This window comes from Microbacterium sp. NPDC058021 (assembly GCF_042885955.1).
Lineage (GTDB): Bacteria > Actinomycetota > Actinomycetes > Actinomycetales > Microbacteriaceae > Microbacterium.
Map to the genome: position 1 here is coordinate 143,506 of NZ_JBHVRF010000007.1, position 17,763 is coordinate 161,268.

Below are 17,763 nucleotides of genomic sequence, written 5' to 3' on the forward strand. Positions count from 1 at the left end.
ACGAAAGAGGGGGTGGATGCCACGCGAGCGGCATCCACCCCCTCTTGTCATTCCGGCTGCGTGAGGCGCAGCAGGTCGCCGGCGGACTCGGCGCCGATGCCCAGGATCAGGTCGCGCAGCGCCGCCGCGCGATCGGTGGCGAGGTAGGGCGCGACGCAGTTCTCGTACTTGGCGATGATCTTCGCCGCGGGGAGCATCCGGCCCGGCTCCCGGCCGGACGCGACGGGCGTCGTCCGGTGCAGCGACCGGCCATCGGTGGTGCGCACCGTCACCGACGCGACATACCGGTCGGCGACCGAGGTGTCGGGCGCGTCGATGTCGGCGACGACCGTCTTCGCGAGCATCGCCACGGCATCGGCGGACCGGTGCGCGGAGTCGGCGAAGTCGGTCAGGGTGACGGTGCCCGCCAGCAGTGCCCGCGCCACGGTGTACTGCACGCTGAACTTCGCATCCAGCTCACTGCGCGGGTCCGGCCGGTCCACGTGCCCGCGGCGCTTGGGGTGCAGGTGGATGAGCACCTGTTCGATGTCCTCGCATCGCAGCGGCGCGAGGGCGGCGGCCGACTCGATCGCGGAATGCGTGCTGCCGCAGCAGGGGTACTGCTTGATGATGATGCCCGGGTGCACGAGCGCCCACTCCGTGCCGAGCCCCTCGAGTGCGGTGGTGAGGGGCAGAGCCTGCGGGTCCTTGCGCTCGAACACCCGCGCATAGCCCTGCGCGTGCTCGAAGGCGTTCTCGCGACCCGTCGCGCCGGCCCTCGCGAGCAACGCGGCCTGGACTCCGGATGCCGCGGCCCGTCCGACCTGCAACGGCTTGGCGGAGGTGCCGAAGGAGGCTTTGATGCCGCTGGAGAACGCCGCCGCAAGGCTGAGGGCGGCCTGCGTGCGCGCGGCATCGAGGCCGAGCAGGCGGGCGGCGCCCGCGGCCGCGCCGAAGACGCCGATCGTGGCGCTGGGATGCCAGCCGAGGTCGTAATGGTCGGGGTTGAGGATGCGTCCCAGCCGGGCGGCGACTTCGACCCCGACCGCGTAGGCGTCCACCACGTCGCGGAGCGATCCGCCGTCGCGCTCGGCGACCGCGAGCACAGCGGGGAAGATCACCGCGGTCGGATGCCCCGCCATGTCGCCCTGCGAGTCGTCGAAGTCGAGCAGGTGCGCCCCGAAGGAGTTGATGAAGGCGGCATCCGATGTCGACGCGCGCCCGGCACGCCCGATGAGAGGTGAGCTCGTGCCGGGTTCGGCCTCGTCGATGAAGGGGGAGACCTGATCGAAATCAGGGCTCAGCCGCGCCCCGATCGTCGTTCCGACCGTGTCGAGGATCGCCAGCCGCGCGTGGCGGCGCACGTCGTCGGGGATGGCCAGGTCCTCCGACGCGATCCATCGGGCGAACGTGGTGAGCAGAGGTTCGCCGGTGGGCGCGCCCGCGTGGTCCATGATGTCCTTTCGCGGCGGCGATGCCGCCGGGGTGGTCCGGTCTACTCCGCCAGGGCGGAGGTGAGCGCCTGCAGATCGTTGCCGCGCCATGCCTGCTCCAGCGCCTCGTCCACGCGCGATGCGCCGAGGACGGGGAGGGCGAGCGTGCGGAACTTCTGCTCGATGTCGGCGTCGCTGAGCGGGTTCTCCGGCTCGCCGAGCGGGTGGTGCACGCGCGTGCGCAGCACCTGGCCGCCGTGGAGCGTGATCTCCACCTCGGCGGCCCGCTCGCGCGGGTACGCCGCCTGAGCCGATTCGTCGAGATGGACGCTCACGCGCTGGGCGAGCGCCCGCACGACGGGGTCTGCCAGACCCTCCGGCTCGAAGGTGCCGAGGTCGACCGTGCCGTGGCGGAGCGCGGCGGAGACCGCGAACGGCAGGCTGAACTGCGCCTGCATGACGGTGGACGGGCTGGTGCGGTCCAGCCGCGCGGCGAGGTCGAAGGTGCCGATGCGGATCTGCTCGATGCGGGTGAGGTCATCACCCACGGCGGCGCGCAGCTGCCGCGCCGCGTCGATCGCGCCGTGCAGATGCCGGCAGCACGGGTAGGGCTTGACGTAGGTGCGCATCGCGCGCCAGGTGGTGCCGAGGCCGTCCAGCAGCACGTCCGGCTTCCACGTGCCCCGGGCGAAGGCGGCGAAGTAGCCGTCGTGCCCCTCGAGGATCGTGTGGGGACCGGCGATGCCGGCGCCGGCGAGCTGGGCGCTCATCACACCGTCGCGAGCCGCCTTGCCGGTGTGCAGCCGCTTCACCTCCGAGCCATCCGCGTGGTACTCGCGCAATCCACCTGCGGCGGAGCCGGCCAGGCCCAGGGCGCCGGACAGGGCGTCGGGCGACAGGCGCAGCAGCCGGCCGACCCCCGCTGTCGCACCGAACACTCCGGCCACCGGGGTGTTGTGGAACCCCGCCCGCAGCACGCTCGGGTGACCGGCCTCGGCGATGCGGGCCGTGACCTCCACGCCCACCACCACGGCGGCGGCCACGTCGTCGATGCTCGCGCCGCGCGATTCACCCGCCGCCAGCACCGCCGGCACGACGCACGCGCCCGGGTGCACGGAGCCGGGGGTGTAGCCGTCGTCGAGCTCCAGGCCGTGGGCCGCGGCGCCGTTGACGTACGCGGCTGCCGTCGCCGTGAGGCGCGGGCCCCCGATGACGGTCGCGGCCTGACCCGGCTCGGTCACGCGGAAGTGCTCGCGCAGGGTGCGGGAGAGCTCCGTCCCGCTTCCCGCCGCCGCGGCGGCGAGGTAGTCGATGATCATGCGCCGCCCGTGGTGCCGCACCTCGAGGGGAAGCGTGGGCGCCTCCGCCGCGCTCGCCCACTGCGCGATCCGCCGCGTGGCGTCTGCGCCGGTCTCTTCCTCGACGCGCGCGGGCGCTGTCGCCGCTGCTGGCATGGGGGCCTCGATTCTGCTCTGTCGCCGCTGACGCGGGCGGAACCTGCGATCTATACAATATATCAATCGTGATTCCCGCGCGGATGCGCGGTGGATGATCTCAGCCACCGGATCACCTGACGGGCTACCCTTGATCGACCCGCCCGCCCGCCCGACGACAGGACGACCGATGGATCTGACGATCATCGTCCCGACCTACAACGAAGGTCCGAACGTCGTCGAACTGCTCACCCGCATCGGCGCGGCGATGACCGATCGTGAGTTCGAGGTGCTGTTCGTCGACGACTCCACCGACGACACCCCTGCCGTGGTGCGCGCCGCCGCCGCGGCATCCCCCTTCCCGGTGCGCATGCTGCACCGGGAAGAGCCCACCGCCGGGCTCGGCGGCGCCGTGGTCGAGGGGTTCCGCATGGCGCAGTCGCGCTGGTGCCTCGTGATGGACGGCGACCTGCAGCATCCGCCCGAGACGATCCCCTCCCTGCTCGCCCGCGCCGAGGCGGGAGACGTCGACGTGGTCGTGGCGTCGCGCTACGCCGCCGGAGGCACCTCGAAAGGGCTGGCGGATGCCACGCGCACGACGGTGTCGCGCGTGTCGAACCTGCTGACCAAGTCCATGTTCCCGCGCAAGCTCCACGGCTGCTCCGACCCGATGACGGGGTTCTTCCTCGTGGACCGCGAGGCGTTCGACGTCGAGGCGCTGCGGCCCCGCGGCTTCAAGATCCTGCTCGAGGTGCTCGCCCGCCGGCAGCTGCGCATCGCGGAGGTGCCGTTCAACTTCGACGAGCGACACGCCGGCGCGTCGAAGGCGTCGTTCACCCAGGGTGTGCGGTTCCTGTCGCAGCTGGCGATGCTGCGCTTCGGCCGCATGTCGGCGTTCGCACTGGTGGGCGGGTTCGGCGCCATCGTCAACCTGCTCATCATGTGGGGGCTCATCCGCCTGGGCGTGGAGTACGTCGTGGCCGCCGTCATCGCCAGCGAGCTGACGATCATCGGCAACTTCCTGCTGCTGGAGTACCTCGTCTTCGCCGACATGCGCTCCGAGTCGGGGCGCATGCGGCATCGGTTCGTGAAGTCGTTCGTCTTCAACAACGTCGAGGCCGCCGTGCGCATCCCGGTGATGTGGGTGCTCGTGGAAGGCACGCACCTGTCCGCCGTCTTCGCCGCGGCCCTGACCCTCGTCGCGGCGTTCATCGTGCGCTTCGTCTTCCACGCACTCGTCGTCTACGCGCCGCGCCATACCGGCGCCCCTGTGGCGGTATCCGACCCGCCCGCGGTGCGGGTGCGGGTGGACCCCTAGGCGGTCGGCACCCGCTCAGCCGGGCAGACCTAGGCTGGAGCGATGACAGACCAGTCCCCCACGATCACGATGTTCGGCGCCGACTGGTGCCGCGACTGCCGCCGCACCAAGTCGCAGCTCGATGCGCTCGGCGTCGGGTACGAGTACATCGATCTCGAGACCGACCCTGGTGCCGCCGAGGTCGCCCGCGAGATCTCCGGCCGCACCAACATCCCCGTGGTCGTCTACCCCGACGCCACCCACCACGTCGAGCCGAGCAACGCCGATGTCGAGTCGAAGCTGCGCGAGCTCTCGCTGATCTGACCCCTACACTGCCCCCATGGGCACTGTCGCGGCATCTGCCGACCTGACCCGGGGCACGGTCGCCCGCTACGCGGTGGGATCGATCGGCACCGGCGGGTTCGCCACGCTGCCGGGGCTCGTGCTGACGTACTACCTCACCGACAGCCTCGGCGTCACCGCGCTGCTGGCGGGCGTCATCGTCGCCGCCGCCAAGGTGTGGGACGTCGTGATCGACCCCGTCATCGGCGCGCTGAGCGACCGCGACCTCGCCCGCCACGGGTCCCGGCGCCGGCTGATGGCGCTGGGCGCACTGGCGCTGCCGGTGCTGTTCGCGCTGACCTTCGCCGCGCCGCCACAGCTCGGACCGGTGCTCGGAGCGCTGTGGGTGCTGGTCGCGTTCGTCCTGACGGCCACCGCGTTCAGCCTGTTCCAGGTGCCCTACATCGCGCTCCCCGCCGAGCTCACCGACCGCTACGACGCCCGCACGACGCTGCTGACCTGGCGCGTGGTGGTGCTGACGTTCGCGATCCTGCTCTTCGGCGCCGGCGGACCGCAGCTGCGCAAGGTGACCGGCGACCCGACGACCGGGTACCTCGTGATGGGCATCGTCGCCGGCGTGGTGATCGGCCTGGGCATGCTCATCGCCACCGGGGTCGCCGGGCGCACGCGCACCCGACGCTCGGCGATGGCTGCTGCAGGCACGTCCGCCGCGGAGCAGGCGGCACTGGTCTCGCCGAGCGTGAGCGGCCACCCGGAGCCTGCCATCGGCAAGGATGCGTCGACGCCCGCCGGCGGCATCCGCGACAACTTCCGCTCGGCCTACGAGGCGCTCCGCCGCAGCGCGCCCTTCCGCGCACTGCTGGCCACCTTCTGCCTGCAGGCCCTCGCCACCGGACTCATGCTCGCCGGCGCGCAGTACCTCGCCACCTGGGTGCTGCGCTCCGAGGATGCCGTGACGCTGCTGTTCGTCGCGCTGATCGCCCCTGCGCTGCTCGCCGCTCCCGCGTGGGGACGCCTCGCGCGGGGCATCGGCAAGGAGCGCACCTTCGCGATGGCGAGCCTGCTGTTCGCCGTCGCGGCCCTCGCCACGATCGGCGCGCTGTGGACTCCCGGCGCCTGGATCTACGCTCCCGTCGGCGTCGCCGGCATCGCGTACGCCGGCATGCAGTCGCTGCCGATGGCGATGCTCCCCGACGTCATCGCGCACGACGCGGCCCGGCACGGTCCCGGGCGGGCCGGGGCGTTCGGCGGCGTCTGGACCGCGGGTGAGACCGCCGGATTCGCCCTCGGCGCCACGGTGCTCACGATCGTGCTCGCCGTGACCGGCTACGTCGAGCGCACCGCGGGGCAGACGGTGACCCAGCCGGATGCCGCGATCGACGGCATCGTGGTGAGTTTCAGCGTCATCCCGGCGGTGCTCGTGGTGCTGAGCGTGCTGGTGTTCACCAAGTACACGCTGCGCCGCGCCGATATCGACGACACGCTCGGGGCGCCGCGCGGCGCGGCCTCGTCGGGGTGACCGCAGCCAGGCCGCGACACCGGGTCCCGGCCTAAGCTGGACACCCCGACCCGAGGAGAGCGCTCCGTGGCATCCACCCCGTCCCCCTCCCCCGCCCCCGCCGGCACCGGCCCGGCCGACGACGAGCGCGAGCGGCTGGATGCGGCGATCGACGAGCTCCGCACCGGCACCCAGGTCTGGGCGCGGCTGACCCTCGGCCAGCGCCGCCGGCTGCTCGGCCGCGTGCGCGCCGCCGTGGCGGCCGTGGCCGAGGAATGGGCCGACGTGGCATCCACCTCGAAGGGTCTCGAGCCCGGGCATCCGCTGCGGGGCGAGGAGTGGCTGTCGGGACCGTACGGCGCCATCGTCGCCCTCGACGCCTACGACGACACGCTCGCCGCGCTGGAGCGCGGGGCGAGTCCACTGGACGGCCTGCGCGTCGACGAGGCCCCGGGCGGGCGCACCCGCGTGCACGTGCTGCCCATCGCGCCCATCGACCGGCTGCTGCTGTCGGGATACACCGGTGAGGTGTGGCTGGAGCCGGGCGTCACGGCGGCCGAAGCCGTGCGCACGGCGGGCCTCGGGCAGCTGTCCGGACCGCGCTCGGCGGGTGTGGGCCTGGTGCTCGGCGCGGGCAACGTCAGCTCCATCCCGTTCCTCGACGTGCTGTACGAGCTGCTCGCGTTCAACCGCGTCGCGCTGCTCAAGGTCAACCCCACGCAGGACGCACTGGTGCCCGTCTTCGAGCGCGCGCTGGCGCCGCTGATCGGACCGGGGCTCGTGCGCATCGTCACCGGCGGTGGCGAGGTGGGCGGCTACCTCACCACGCACCCCGGCATCGATCACGTGCACATCACCGGATCGGTCTCGACGTTCGAGGCCATCGTGTGGGGCCGCGATGCGGATGCCGCCGCGCGCCGCGACGCCGACGAACCGCGCCTGGGGGTGCCGATCACGGCGGAACTGGGCGGGGTGTCGCCCATCATCGTGGTGCCCGGCGAGTGGACCGACGCCGACCTGCGCTACCACGCCGAGCACATCGTGACGATGCGGCTGTACAACAGCGGCCACAACTGCATCGCCGGGCAGGTGGTGCTGGTCAGCCGCGACTGGCCGCAGCGCGACGCGTTCGTCGCCGCACTGCAGGCCGCCTACGCCGCCGCTCCCCGGCGCACCGTCTGGTACCCGGGTGCACAGCGGCGCGTCGAGGCCGCGGCATCCGAACACCCCGGCGCGGTGCGCAGCGGCGACGGCACCCGCCTGCTCTTCGACACGCAGGGCGCGGATGCCACGCATCTCGAGACCACCGAGTACTTCGCGCCGGTGCTCGGCGTCGTCGACCTGCCCGGCACCGGGCAGGAGTTCCTCGACGCGGCCGTCGCCCACGCCAACGACCGGCTCATCGGCACCCTCGGAGCGAACGTGATCGTCGACCCGGTGGTGCAGTCCGCCCTCGGCGACGGGTTCGAGCGGGCGATGGCCGACCTCCGCTACGGCACCGTCGCGATCAACGCGTGGACGGCGATGGGCTTCATGACGCCGACCTGCACGTGGGGCGCGTTCCCGGGCGGCACCCTCGCCGACGCGCCGAGCGGCATCGGCGTCGTGCACAACGCGCTGCTGCTGGACCGGGTGGAGCGCAGTGTCGTGCGCGGGCCATTCCGCCCGTTCCCGTCGTCGCTGTCGGTGGGCAGCCTGCTCGATTCCGGGCGCCCGTCGGTGCTGCCGAAGCCGCCGTGGTTCGTGACCTCGCGCACCGGCTCGGCCGTGAGCGAAGGGCTCACCCGCTTCCGCATCGACGGCAACCCGGCGCGCCTGTCGGCGACGCTGCTGCAGGCCTTCGGCGCGTAGCCCGCGGCGGTGAGCCCGCGGCGCGGAGCCCGCGGCGGTGGGCGGACGGCACACCCGCATCCGCACCCAGCCTTCGGTCGTCGCATACGCCCGCGCTGGGGTTCGGTCGTCGCATGCGGCCCCACCACGCGCCACCACGCGCCCATTTGCGACGACCCACCCCAGCACCCCACCCCCACCCCCCGCTCAGTCGTCACGTTCGGCCGCTCCCCGCGGCATCCGCGGGACGAATGCGCCCACCGAACCCCGCGCGCGCGCCGGGGATCAGCACGAGCAGCGAGGGGATGCCGCTTCGAGCGTGGCGGCGCGTCCTCCCCAGGAAGCAATGGGCGGAATCCGTCCCCATTTCGGCACTTCCACCCGCGGAGCCGCACTGGAACAGGGCACCGTGGACGGATGCCACGACGCGCGCCACTCCCTCCTCAACTCGCCGTCGCGTTCACGGTCGCCCAGGCATCCGCCCTCGGCGTCAGCCGGAGGCGACTGAATCGACCCGAGCTCGCGCGCCCGTTCCATGGCGTGCGCATGCGGCCGAGGCCGGGCGAGCCCGACGCCGACCTGTTCGCCGCCCGGCGCAGCGAGCTGCGCGCCCGCATCGAGGCATACGCATTGGTGATGCCCGAGCCGGCATTCCTCTGTCTCCGCTCGGCGGCCGTGCTGCATGGGTACCCCGTCCGGCTGTCGGCGAACACTCCCGTCGAGGTCGCCGTGCACCACCCCGCCCGGGCGCCTCGAGGTCGCAACGTCGAGGGCCACTCCGTGCGTGCGTCGCTCGCGCGCGTCACCGTGGTCGACGGCATCCGCACCACCTCGCCGGCGACGACGTGGGCGATGTTCGGCGCTCACCTCGACCTCACGGAACTCGTGGCACTCGGCGATGCGATGGTTCGCGTGCCGCGGCACCCCGGCGGCTTCCGCCCGCCCAGCGGGCCACCACTGGCGACCATCGAGCACCTCGCCGCCGCCGCTGCCGCAGGACGCCGGGTCGGTGCGCAACGGCTTCGCGACGCGCTGCCGCTGTTGCGCACCGGAAGTTCCTCGCCCGGCGAGACGAGAACCCGCCTCGTCCTGTTCGATGGCGGGCTCCCCGAGCCGCACCTCGATTTCGATGTGCACGACGCACACGGGCGGTGGCTCGGATGCAGCGAGATCGCCTACCCCGTCTACCGCGTCGCCGTCGAATACGAGGGCGACCACCACCGCACGTCGCGTGAGCAGTGGAATCGGGACATCGAGAAGTACCAGGCCTACGCCGAGGCAGGATGGCGGGTCGTGCGGGCCACACACGACCTCGTCAGCCGGCATCCGCGCGAGCTCGTGCGACAAGTGGGCGCCGCGCTGGTGGCCGCCGGCTGGTCCGGCTGACCACGGCATCCCGTCGTCGCGAGACCTTTCGTTTGGGGCGCCATAGGGACGGATGCGACGACGCAGCCCCGTCGCCACCCTGTGCGCGCCGGTTCGGTCGTCGCGAACGCCCCTCCAAGCGACCCCGCACGGACGGATGCGACGACCGAAGGCATCCCCGCCGCAGGGCGCCCCAGTTCGGTCGTCGCGAATGCGCCGCGTGGTGGGGGGCGGGAGGACGGATGCGACGACCCAACGCCGTCCCAACCCTGGCGCGCCGGTTCGGTCGTCGCGAACGCCCGCAAGCCGAAGGCCGAGGCCGGATGCGGCGACGCAACTCCTGGCGCGCTGGGCGCCGCGGCTTCGGTCGTCACAAACGACCCTCCACCCGCGTCCGCAGGGACGAATGCGACGACCGAACACGGGGAGGGCACCACCGCGTCGTGGGCGGCGATCAGCGGCGGCGCGGCACGCTCAAGCCTGCGATGCCTCCGCATACGAGGCGAACCCCGACCCGGCCTCCGAACCGGCACCCGACCCGACACCCGACGCGACACCCGACGCGACATCCGACGCGACATCCGACGACGCGCCCGACGCGCTCCCCGCGGCGAACTCCCGGGACGCACCAACACCCTCGCCGACATCCACACCCGCACCGGCACCTCCGCCATTGCGGGCGAAGCGGTCGGTGGCGGCGCGGAGCGCGGCGGCGATCCCGGGCTCGGATGCCGAGTGGCCGGCATCCGGCACGACCACGAGCTCCGCCTCGGGCCACGCCCGGTGCAGATCCCATGCGGTCATGATCGGCGTGCACGCGTCATACCGCCCCTGCACGATGACGCCGGGGATGTGCCGGATCGCGCCGGCATCGGCGATGAGCTGCCCCTCGCGCAACCAGCCGCGGTTGAGGAAGTAGTGGTTCTCGATGCGCGCGAACGCCGTCGCGTCGGCAGGCCCCGTCATGGATGCCACGAGCTCGGGATCGGGCAGCAAGGTGACCGTCGACGCCTCCCACTTCGCCCACGCGACCGCCGCCGGCACGTGCACGGCAGGGTCGGGGTCGGTGAGCCGCCGGTGGTACGCCTCGATCAGCTGGGCGCGCTCGAGCACGGGGATGGGAGCGATGAACTCCTCCCACAGGTCGGGGAACAGCGACGCCGCCCCGCCCTCGTAGAACCACTCCAGCTCGTGCGTGCGCAGGGTGAAGATGCCGCGCAGCACCAGTTCGCTCACCGTCGCCGGGTACGCCTCGGCATACGCCAGCGCGAGCGTGCTGCCCCACGAGCCGCCGAACACCATCCACCGGTCGATGCCGAGGCTCCGCCGCAGCAGGTCGATGTCGGCGACGAGGTGCCACGTGGTGTTGTGGCGCAGGTCGGACTCGGGGCTGCTCGCGTGCGGTGTGCTGCGCCCGCACCCGCGCTGGTCGAACAGGATGATGCGGTACGCCTCGGGGTCGAAGAACCGCCGCTGCCAGGGCGAGGTGCCGCCCCCGGGGCCGCCGTGCAGGAACACGACCGGCTTGCCGTCGGGGTTGCCCGACTGCTCCCAGTAGACCCGGTTGCCCTCACCCACCAGCAGTTCGCCGGTCTCGTAGGGTTCGATGGGCGGGTAGAGGATGCCGTCGAGGTGCGCGAGGTCGCTCACAGGTCCGCTCCTGACGTTGAGAAGGTGTCGCACGATCGGGCGCCGTGCTGGTAGCCGGTGTCGAACCAGCGTTGTCGTTGCTCGCTGGACCCGTGCGTCCAGCTCTCCGGGTTGACCGCACCGCCGGACTGCCGCTGGATGTTGTCGTCGCCGACGGCGGCCGCAGCATCGAGGGCGTCGCGGATCTCGGTCTCGGTGGGCGCCTGCATGAACGGCACACCGTTCTCGTCGACCTGCTGCGACAGATCGGCGACCCACGCGCCGGCGAAGCAGTCGGCCTGCAGCTCGGTGCGCACGCCGTTGCTGTCGGGCCCGCTGCCGTTGTTCGGGTAGCGGTCGAAGATCCCGGTGATCTGCTGCACGTGGTGCCCGTACTCGTGGGCCAGCACGTACAGCTGGGCGAGGGGACCTGCCGTCGCGCCGAACTGGTCGCGCAGAATGGCGAAGAACGTCGGATCGACGTAGACCGTCTCTTCCGGGGGGCAGTAGAAGGGGCCGGTGGCGTTGGATGCCGTGCCGCACGCGGTCGGGGTGGAGCCGTCCACGATGATCAGCTGCGGCTGACGGTACCCGTCGAGCTCGCGCGCCCAGAACTGGTCGAGGTTCAGCGATGCGGCCGCGAGACGGCAGTCGTCGTTCGCGTTCGCGTCGGCCCCGGTGTCGCAGTTGGCGATGGCCGATTCCTCGGTCGCGGCACCGCCGCCGCCGAGGCCGCCGAGCAGTCCGCTGAAGTCCTGACCGGTGAACAGGGTCAGAAGCAGCACCGCGATGCCGCCGATGCCCGCGATCCCGCCACCCACGACTGCGGCGCCGCGGCCACGGCGCTTGGCCGTGTTGCCGCCCACGCGGGCGTTGTCGTTGAACGTCACGGGTCCCACGGTATCCGTTCCGCCCCGGAATTCCGGGGCGCCGGACCGATGAAGCCGCGCTCCGGCGCCCCTGCGCCACACGTCCGTCGCGGCATCCGCGCTGCTCGAGTGTCACCAATGGCGGGTGCGGGCGCCGCCTACTGTGCGGAAGTGACACTCGAGCCGCCCCCTCGGGCCGCCCCTCGGGCGTCCGCCGCGGGCGTCCGCCGCGGGCGCGCGCGCTCTTCGAGTGTCACCAATGGCGGGTGCGGCGGCCTCCGACTGTGCGGAAGTGACACTCGAGCTGCCCCGCGGCGCGGCGTGGATATGCTCGTCGGATGGATGCCGCTCCCGTCACCGTGACCATTACCGGCGCCGGAGGCCAGATCGGCTACGCGCTGCTGTTCCGCATCGCAGCCGGCGACATGCTGGGGCCCGATCAGCCGGTGCGACTGCGGCTGCTGGAGATCCCGCAGGGGCTGCGCGCGGCGGAGGGCGCGGCGCTGGAACTGCAGGACTGCGCCTTCGGGCTGCTGCGCGACGTCGAGGTGACCGACGACCCGGCGGTTGCGTTCGCCGGGGCGAACCGTGCCCTGCTGGTGGGTTCCCGCCCGCGGGCGGCGGGCCAGGATCGCGCCGATCTGCTGGCCGCCAACGCCGGCGTCTTCGGGCCGCAGGGCGCGGCGATCGCTGCGAACGCCGCGGCGGACGTGCGCGTGCTGGCGGTGGGCAACCCGGCGAACACCAATGCGCTCATCGCGGCGAGCGCCGCCGAGGGCATTCCCGCCGACCGCTTCAGCGCGCTCACCCGGCTCGACCACGACCGTGCGCTGGGACAGCTGGCATCCGCCCTCGAGGTGTCGCCGTCGCAGCTGCGCGATGTCACGGTGTGGGGCAACCACTCGAACACGCAGTTCCCTGACGTCTCGCACGCGACGGTCGACGGGATCCCCGTCACCGACGCGCTCGCGGAGCGACTGGGCGGGGCGGATGCCGCGACCACGTGGCTCGACGACGTGTTCATCCCGCGGGTCGCCGGTCGCGGCGCCGAGATCATCGGGGTGCGAGGCTCGTCGTCGGTCGCGTCGGCGGCCAACGCCGTCATCGCGCACGTGCGGGACGAGGCACGAGGCACCCACGCCGGCTGGACGTCGGCCGCGCTGGTCTCGCGCGGCGAATACGGGGTGCCCGAGGGTCTGGTGTGCTCGTTCCCGGTGACCAGCGACGGGTCGGGCTACCGTGTCGTCGAGGGTCTGGAGCTCGACGGGCGCGTGCGGGCCGGGCTCGCGGCCTCGGTCGCCGAGCTCGCCGCCGAGCGCGACGCGGTGCGGGAGCTCGGCGCGATCTGACCGGCGGCGCGCGTTTCGTCTCGCTCCGCTCGCTCAACGACCGGAAGGGCACCGCGTCTCGCTCCGCTCGCTCAACGACCGGGGGCGGCGACGTACGCGCGCAGGTGCTGCGCGGTGAGCGTGTCACCCGCGGCGACGAGTTCGCTGGGGGCGCCCTCGAACACGATCGTGCCGCCGTCGCGGCCCGCGCCCGGGCCGAGATCCACGATCCAGTCGGCGTGCGCCATGACCGCCTGGTGGTGCTCGATGACGACGACGGTGTTGCCGGCATCCACGAGCCGGTCGAGCATGCCGAGCAGGTTGTCGACGTCGGCGAGGTGCAGGCCCGTGGTCGGCTCGTCCAGCACGTAGACCGCGCCCTTCTTGGCCATGCTGATGGCCAGCTTCAGCCGCTGCCGCTCGCCGCCGGAGAGCGTGTTGAGTCGCTGCCCGAGCGTGAGGTAGGACAGCCCGACGTCGACCATGCGGGCAAGGGTCGTGTGCGCCGGGCCGCTGCCGAAGAACGCCGCCGCCTCCCCCACCGGCATCGAGAGCACCTCGTCGATGTTCTTGCCGTCGAGGCGGTACTCCAGCACCTCGTCGGTGAACCGCCGGCCTTCGCAGACCTCGCACACCGTCTCGACGGTCGACATGAAGCCGAGCTCGGTGATGATGACGCCGAGCCCCTTGCACGCGGGGCAGGCGCCGGCGGAGTTGGCGCTGAACAGCGCCGGCTTCACGCCGTTGGCCTTTGCGAAGGCGGCGCGGATGACATCGAGCACGCCGGTGTAGGTCGCCGGGTTGCTGCGACGCGAACCGCGGATGGCGGATTGGTCGACCATCACGACGTCCTCGAACGCGGTGAGGTTGCCGTGGATGAGCGAGGACTTGCCGGAGCCGGCGACGCCCGTGACGACGGTGAGCACGCCGCGGGGGATGTCGACGTCGACGTCGCGGAGGTTGTGCTGGGTGGCGCCGCGGATCGACAGGGCGCCGCGGTGGGGTCGCACGGCGTCCTTGAGCCGCGCGCGATGGTCGAGGTGGCGCCCGGTGACGGTGTCCGAGGCGCGGAGCCCTGCCACGTCGCCGCGGTACATGATGTGGCCGCCGTCGCGGCCGGCACCGGGCCCGAGGTCGACCACGTGGTCGGCGATGTCGATGACCTCGGGCTTGTGCTCGACGACGAGCACCGTGTTGCCCTTGTCGCGCAGCCGCCGCAGCAGCGCGTTCATGCGCTGGATGTCGTGGGGGTGCAGCCCCGCCGTGGGCTCGTCGAACACATAGGTGATGTCGGTGAGCGCCGAGCCGAGGTGGCGGATCATGCGGGTGCGCTGCGCTTCACCGCCCGAGAGCGTTCCCGATGCGCGATCGAGGGAGAGATAGCCGAGCCCGATCTCCACGAATGAATCGATCGTGTCGCGCAGTCCCGCCACGAGCGGGGCGACCTCGGGGTCGTCGATCGTGCGCAGCCAGGCGGCGAGGTCGGTGATCTGCATCGCCGCGGCATCCGCGATGCTCACCCCGCCGATGGTCGACGAGCGTGCCGCCTCGTTCAGCCGTGTGCCGCCGCATTCGGGGCACGGCGTGAACTTCACCGCCCGGTCGATGAACGCGCGCACGTGCGGCTGCAGGGTGTCGCGGTCCTTCTGCATGAAGCTCTTGGTGATCTTGGGGATGAGCCCTTCGTAGGTCATGTTGATCCCCTGGATCTTGACCTTCGTGGGCTCCTTGTAGAGGAAGTCCTGCCACTCCTGCTCGCTGTAGTCGGCGATCTTCTTGTCGGCATCCACGAACCCCGACTCGGTGAACCCGCGCACCATCCACCCGTCGACGCTGTAGCCGGGGACGGTCATCGCCCCCTCGGCGAGCGATTTGTTGCGGTCGAACAGTTCGTCCAGGTCGATGTCGCTGATCTCCCCGGTGCCCTCGCAGCGGGGGCACATGCCGCCGGTCACGGTGAAGTCGCGGGAGACGGCCTTCTTGTCGCCCACTTTCAGGGCTCCGGAGCCGCTGGCGGAGGGCACGTTGAACGAGAAGGCCTGCGGTGAGCCGATGTGCGGCTGCCCCAGCCGGCTGAAGAGGATGCGGAGCATCGCGTGCGCGTCGGTGGCGGTGCCGACGGTGGAGCGGGAGTTGCCGCCCATCCGCTCCTGGTCGACGAGGATCGCGGTGGTCAGCCCCTCGAGCAGGTCGACATCGGGGCGCGGCAGGGTGGGCATGAACCCCTGCACGAAGGTGCTGTAGGTCTCGTTGATGAGCCGCTGCGACTCGGCGGCGATCGTGCCGAACACGAGCGAGGACTTTCCCGACCCGCTCACTCCGGTGAAGACGGTCAGCCGGCGCTTGGGCAGGTCGATGCTGACGCCCTGCAGATTGTTCTCGCGCGCACCGACGACGCGGATCACGTCGTGGGTGTCGGGGGCGGCGGGAGTGTCGACGGCGTCGGTCATGGCGGTCCTTCCGTTGCGCGCACCCCAGCATGCCCCCTTCTGCGGACATGCGCAGTCCGCAATCGGTCCCGAGGCACCAGAATCGTCCCGACGGGAGGTGCGGAATGGATGCCGCCATCGTGCTGGCGATACTCGGGGTGATCGTCATCGCCACGGCCACGGCGCTCGCCCCGCGGGTGAACATCGCGGGGCCCCTGCTGCTGGTGATCGTCGGGCTCGGCGTGAGCCTGCTGCCGTTCGTGCCTGCGGTGGAGATCGACCCGGAGATCATCCTCGTCGGCATCCTGCCGCCCTTGCTGTACTCGGCGGCGGTGTCGCTGCCGGCGATCGAGTTCCGCCGCGACTTCGGGCCGATCGCGGGGCTCTCGGTGGTGCTGGTGGTCATCAGTGCGCTCGTGCTGGGCCTGTTCTTCACGTGGGTGATCCCCGGTCTCGGGCTGCTGTCGGCCATCGCGCTGGGGGCGATCCTCAGCCCGACGGATGCCGTCGCGACGTCGATCGTGAAGCGGCTGGGCCTGTCGCCGCGCGTCGTGACGATGCTCGAGGGCGAGAGTCTGCTCAACGATGCGACCTCGCTCGTGCTGCTGCGCACCGCGATCGCCGCCGTCGCCGCCGGCGGTGCGGTGGCCGTCGGCGAGTTCGTCGGGGCGTTCGCCTGGGGCGTCGTGGTGGCCCTCGTCGTCGGCGCTCTGGTGGGATGGGCGACCCTGCGGTTCCGCGCGTGGGTGGCGCACTCCGCGGCCAACACCGCGGTGGGCTTCGCGGTGCCGTTCGTGGCGTACCTGCCCACCGAGCACCTGGGCGGGTCGGGGCTCGTCGCCGCCGTCGTGGCGGGGATCGTCACCGGCCAGGGCTCGGCGCGGTGGCTGACCGCCGACCAGCGCATGTCCGACACCCTCAACTGGCGCACGGTGGAACTCGTGCTCGAGGGAGCGGTGTTCCTCATCATGGGCCTGGAGCTCAAGGACATCTGGAACGAGAACGTCGCAGAGCACGACGGACCGCTGCGCGCGGTGTGGCTCGCACTGGCGGCGCTCGCGATCGTGCTCGTGGTGCGCACCGGCTACGTCGCCCTCCTCGTGCTGCTGCAGGGGCGCCGGGCGCGCGGCAAGCAGCGCGAGCGGCTCGACCAGTTCGGTGCCCGGCTCGACGCGTTCGAGCAGCAGGACGATCCACTCCCCGCCCACCGGCGGGGTCCGCACCGAGAGCGCCGCATCGCCTCCCTGCGGGAGCGCCTGACCCGGTCGCTCGCCGATCTCGACTACTACCAGGCGTCGCCGCTGGGGTGGAAGCACGGCGGCATCATCGTGTGGGCGGGCATGCGCGGCGTGGTGACGCTCGCCGCCGCCCAGACCCTGCCCCGTGAAACCCCGTCGCGGGAGCTGCTCATCCTGACGGCGTTCCTCGTCGCCGTGATCAGCCTGCTCGTGCAGGGCTTCACGCTGCCCGCCTTCGCGCGGCTGCTGCAGCTGCCCCCGGAGAGCGACGACCTCACCCGCGAGGAGCAGGACCGCATCGACGACGAACTGCGGGCGGCGGCGACCGATGCGCTGCGCCGGCCAGATCTGCACCGCCGCGACGGCACCCCGTTCCCGGCCGAGCTGATCCAGCGCGTGGGCTCGCGGTTGACCGAGCCGCCCGACGACGACGAGTCGCTGGCGCACCGCGACGGGCTGGAGCTGCGTCTTGCCCTCATCCAGGCGATGCGGGTGCGACTCGTGTCGCTCGGCCGCAGCGGCATCGGGTCATCGGCGCTGCGTCACGCCCTGGCCGAGCTCGACGCCGACGAGCTGAGCCTGCGCCTGCGCCTGGACGGCGAACAGTAAGCGGCCGGGGGCCGCGGTGCGGGAGAATGGATATGACCGAGGAGCCCACGATGACCGATGTCACACCGCAGGATGCCGCCCTGCACCGCGCGCCCGCCGACTACGCCGAATCGATCGCGCTGCCGGTCGACCCGGGCGCGCTGCCGGCGGCGTTCCGCGATCTGGAGCAGTCGCGCGACTGGTGGCTGGCCCGCCCCGCCGGCGCCCGCCTGGTGGGGCTCGTCGTCGCCCGCGACGACATGCCCTCGATCGTGCGCCAGCGCGACGAGCTGTCGCGCTTCGGGGTGCCGATCGAAGGCTTCCGTCACCCCGCGCCGGAGACGATGGAGACCTGGCAGGAGCGCCTCACCCGCCTGTTCGGTCGGCTCTCGCGCGGCGATGTCGTCGTGGTCGCCACGGCGCGCGCCCTCGGTCGCGACGTCGACGAGGAATCCCGCACGATCACGGAGCTGCGTCGCCGCGGCATCATCGTGAAGGTGCTGTCCCACACCGGTGAGACCGGCCCCGTGCCCACGCTCTGAGA

At 72.1% G+C, this 17,763-nt stretch carries 12 protein-coding genes and 1 pseudogene; 8 read left to right on the top strand and 5 right to left on the bottom strand.

The window, feature by feature from the left end; all coding sequences use genetic code 11:
* Positions 1–47 precede the first annotated feature (47 nt).
* Positions 48–1,433 (bottom strand): MmgE/PrpD family protein, encoded by a 1,386-nt coding sequence (locus ACFVR6_RS15420; RefSeq protein ID WP_386964615.1) that lies wholly within the window; start codon positions 1,431–1,433, stop codon positions 48–50.
* Between the two features lie 41 nt (positions 1,434–1,474).
* Positions 1,475–2,866, bottom strand: coding sequence for an MmgE/PrpD family protein (locus ACFVR6_RS15425; RefSeq protein WP_386964616.1), 1,392 nt, complete (start codon positions 2,864–2,866; stop codon positions 1,475–1,477).
* A 169-nt stretch (positions 2,867–3,035) separates the two neighbouring features.
* Between ACFVR6_RS15425 and ACFVR6_RS15430 the strand changes: the two genes are divergently transcribed.
* The 5 genes from ACFVR6_RS15430 to ACFVR6_RS15450 all read left to right on the top strand — a co-directional run bounded on the left by ACFVR6_RS15430 (position 3,036) and on the right by ACFVR6_RS15450 (position 9,159).
* Positions 3,036–4,163, top strand: a complete 1,128-nt coding sequence (locus ACFVR6_RS15430; RefSeq protein WP_386964618.1) for a glycosyltransferase — start codon at positions 3,036–3,038, stop codon at positions 4,161–4,163.
* Positions 4,164–4,205: 42 nt separating this feature from the next.
* Positions 4,206–4,466: a glutaredoxin family protein gene (locus ACFVR6_RS15435; protein ID WP_386964620.1), complete on the top strand. Its 261-nt coding sequence runs from the start codon at positions 4,206–4,208 to the stop codon at positions 4,464–4,466.
* A 16-nt stretch (positions 4,467–4,482) separates the two neighbouring features.
* Entirely contained in the window at positions 4,483–5,964 is a 1,482-nt protein-coding gene (locus tag ACFVR6_RS15440; protein WP_386964622.1) for an MFS transporter, read from the top strand.
* Positions 5,965–6,030: 66 nt separating this feature from the next.
* A complete protein-coding gene (locus ACFVR6_RS15445; protein ID WP_386964623.1) occupies positions 6,031–7,794 on the top strand; it encodes an aldehyde dehydrogenase family protein in 1,764 nt (587 codons plus the stop codon).
* 396 nt (positions 7,795–8,190) lie between these two features.
* Positions 8,191–9,159, top strand: coding sequence for a hypothetical protein (locus tag ACFVR6_RS15450; RefSeq protein ID WP_386964625.1), 969 nt, complete (start codon positions 8,191–8,193; stop codon positions 9,157–9,159).
* A 657-nt stretch (positions 9,160–9,816) separates the two neighbouring features.
* On the opposite strand, the pseudogene pip reads toward ACFVR6_RS15450, so the two are convergent.
* Together pip and ACFVR6_RS15460 are read right to left on the bottom strand one after the other, a co-directional pair.
* Positions 9,817–10,788: pseudogene (gene pip / locus ACFVR6_RS15455) on the bottom strand (prolyl aminopeptidase); the annotation flags it as partial.
* Complete coding sequence (locus ACFVR6_RS15460) at positions 10,785–11,657, bottom strand: KPN_02809 family neutral zinc metallopeptidase (protein WP_386964627.1); 873 nt, start codon at positions 11,655–11,657, stop codon at positions 10,785–10,787. The pseudogene pip and the gene ACFVR6_RS15460, both read right to left, overlap by 4 nt.
* 317 nt (positions 11,658–11,974) lie before the next feature.
* Between ACFVR6_RS15460 and ACFVR6_RS15465 the strand changes: the two genes are divergently transcribed.
* On the top strand, positions 11,975–12,985 hold the full coding sequence (locus ACFVR6_RS15465; protein WP_386964629.1) for a malate dehydrogenase: 1,011 nt from the start codon (positions 11,975–11,977) through the stop codon (positions 12,983–12,985).
* 71 nt (positions 12,986–13,056) lie between these two features.
* Here the strand turns inward: ACFVR6_RS15465 and ACFVR6_RS15470 are convergent, their stop codons facing one another.
* Entirely contained in the window at positions 13,057–15,414 is a 2,358-nt protein-coding gene (locus tag ACFVR6_RS15470) for an ATP-binding cassette domain-containing protein (RefSeq protein ID WP_386964631.1), read from the bottom strand.
* Between the two features lie 104 nt (positions 15,415–15,518).
* Between ACFVR6_RS15470 and ACFVR6_RS15475 the strand changes: the two genes are divergently transcribed.
* Both ACFVR6_RS15475 and ACFVR6_RS15480 read left to right on the top strand, forming a co-directional pair.
* Positions 15,519–17,240, top strand: coding sequence for a cation:proton antiporter (locus ACFVR6_RS15475; RefSeq protein WP_386964633.1), 1,722 nt, complete (start codon positions 15,519–15,521; stop codon positions 17,238–17,240).
* Between the two features lie 50 nt (positions 17,241–17,290).
* Positions 17,291–17,761: a recombinase family protein gene (locus tag ACFVR6_RS15480; protein WP_386964635.1), complete on the top strand. Its 471-nt coding sequence runs from the start codon at positions 17,291–17,293 to the stop codon at positions 17,759–17,761.
* The last annotated feature ends 2 nt before the right edge of the window (positions 17,762–17,763 follow it).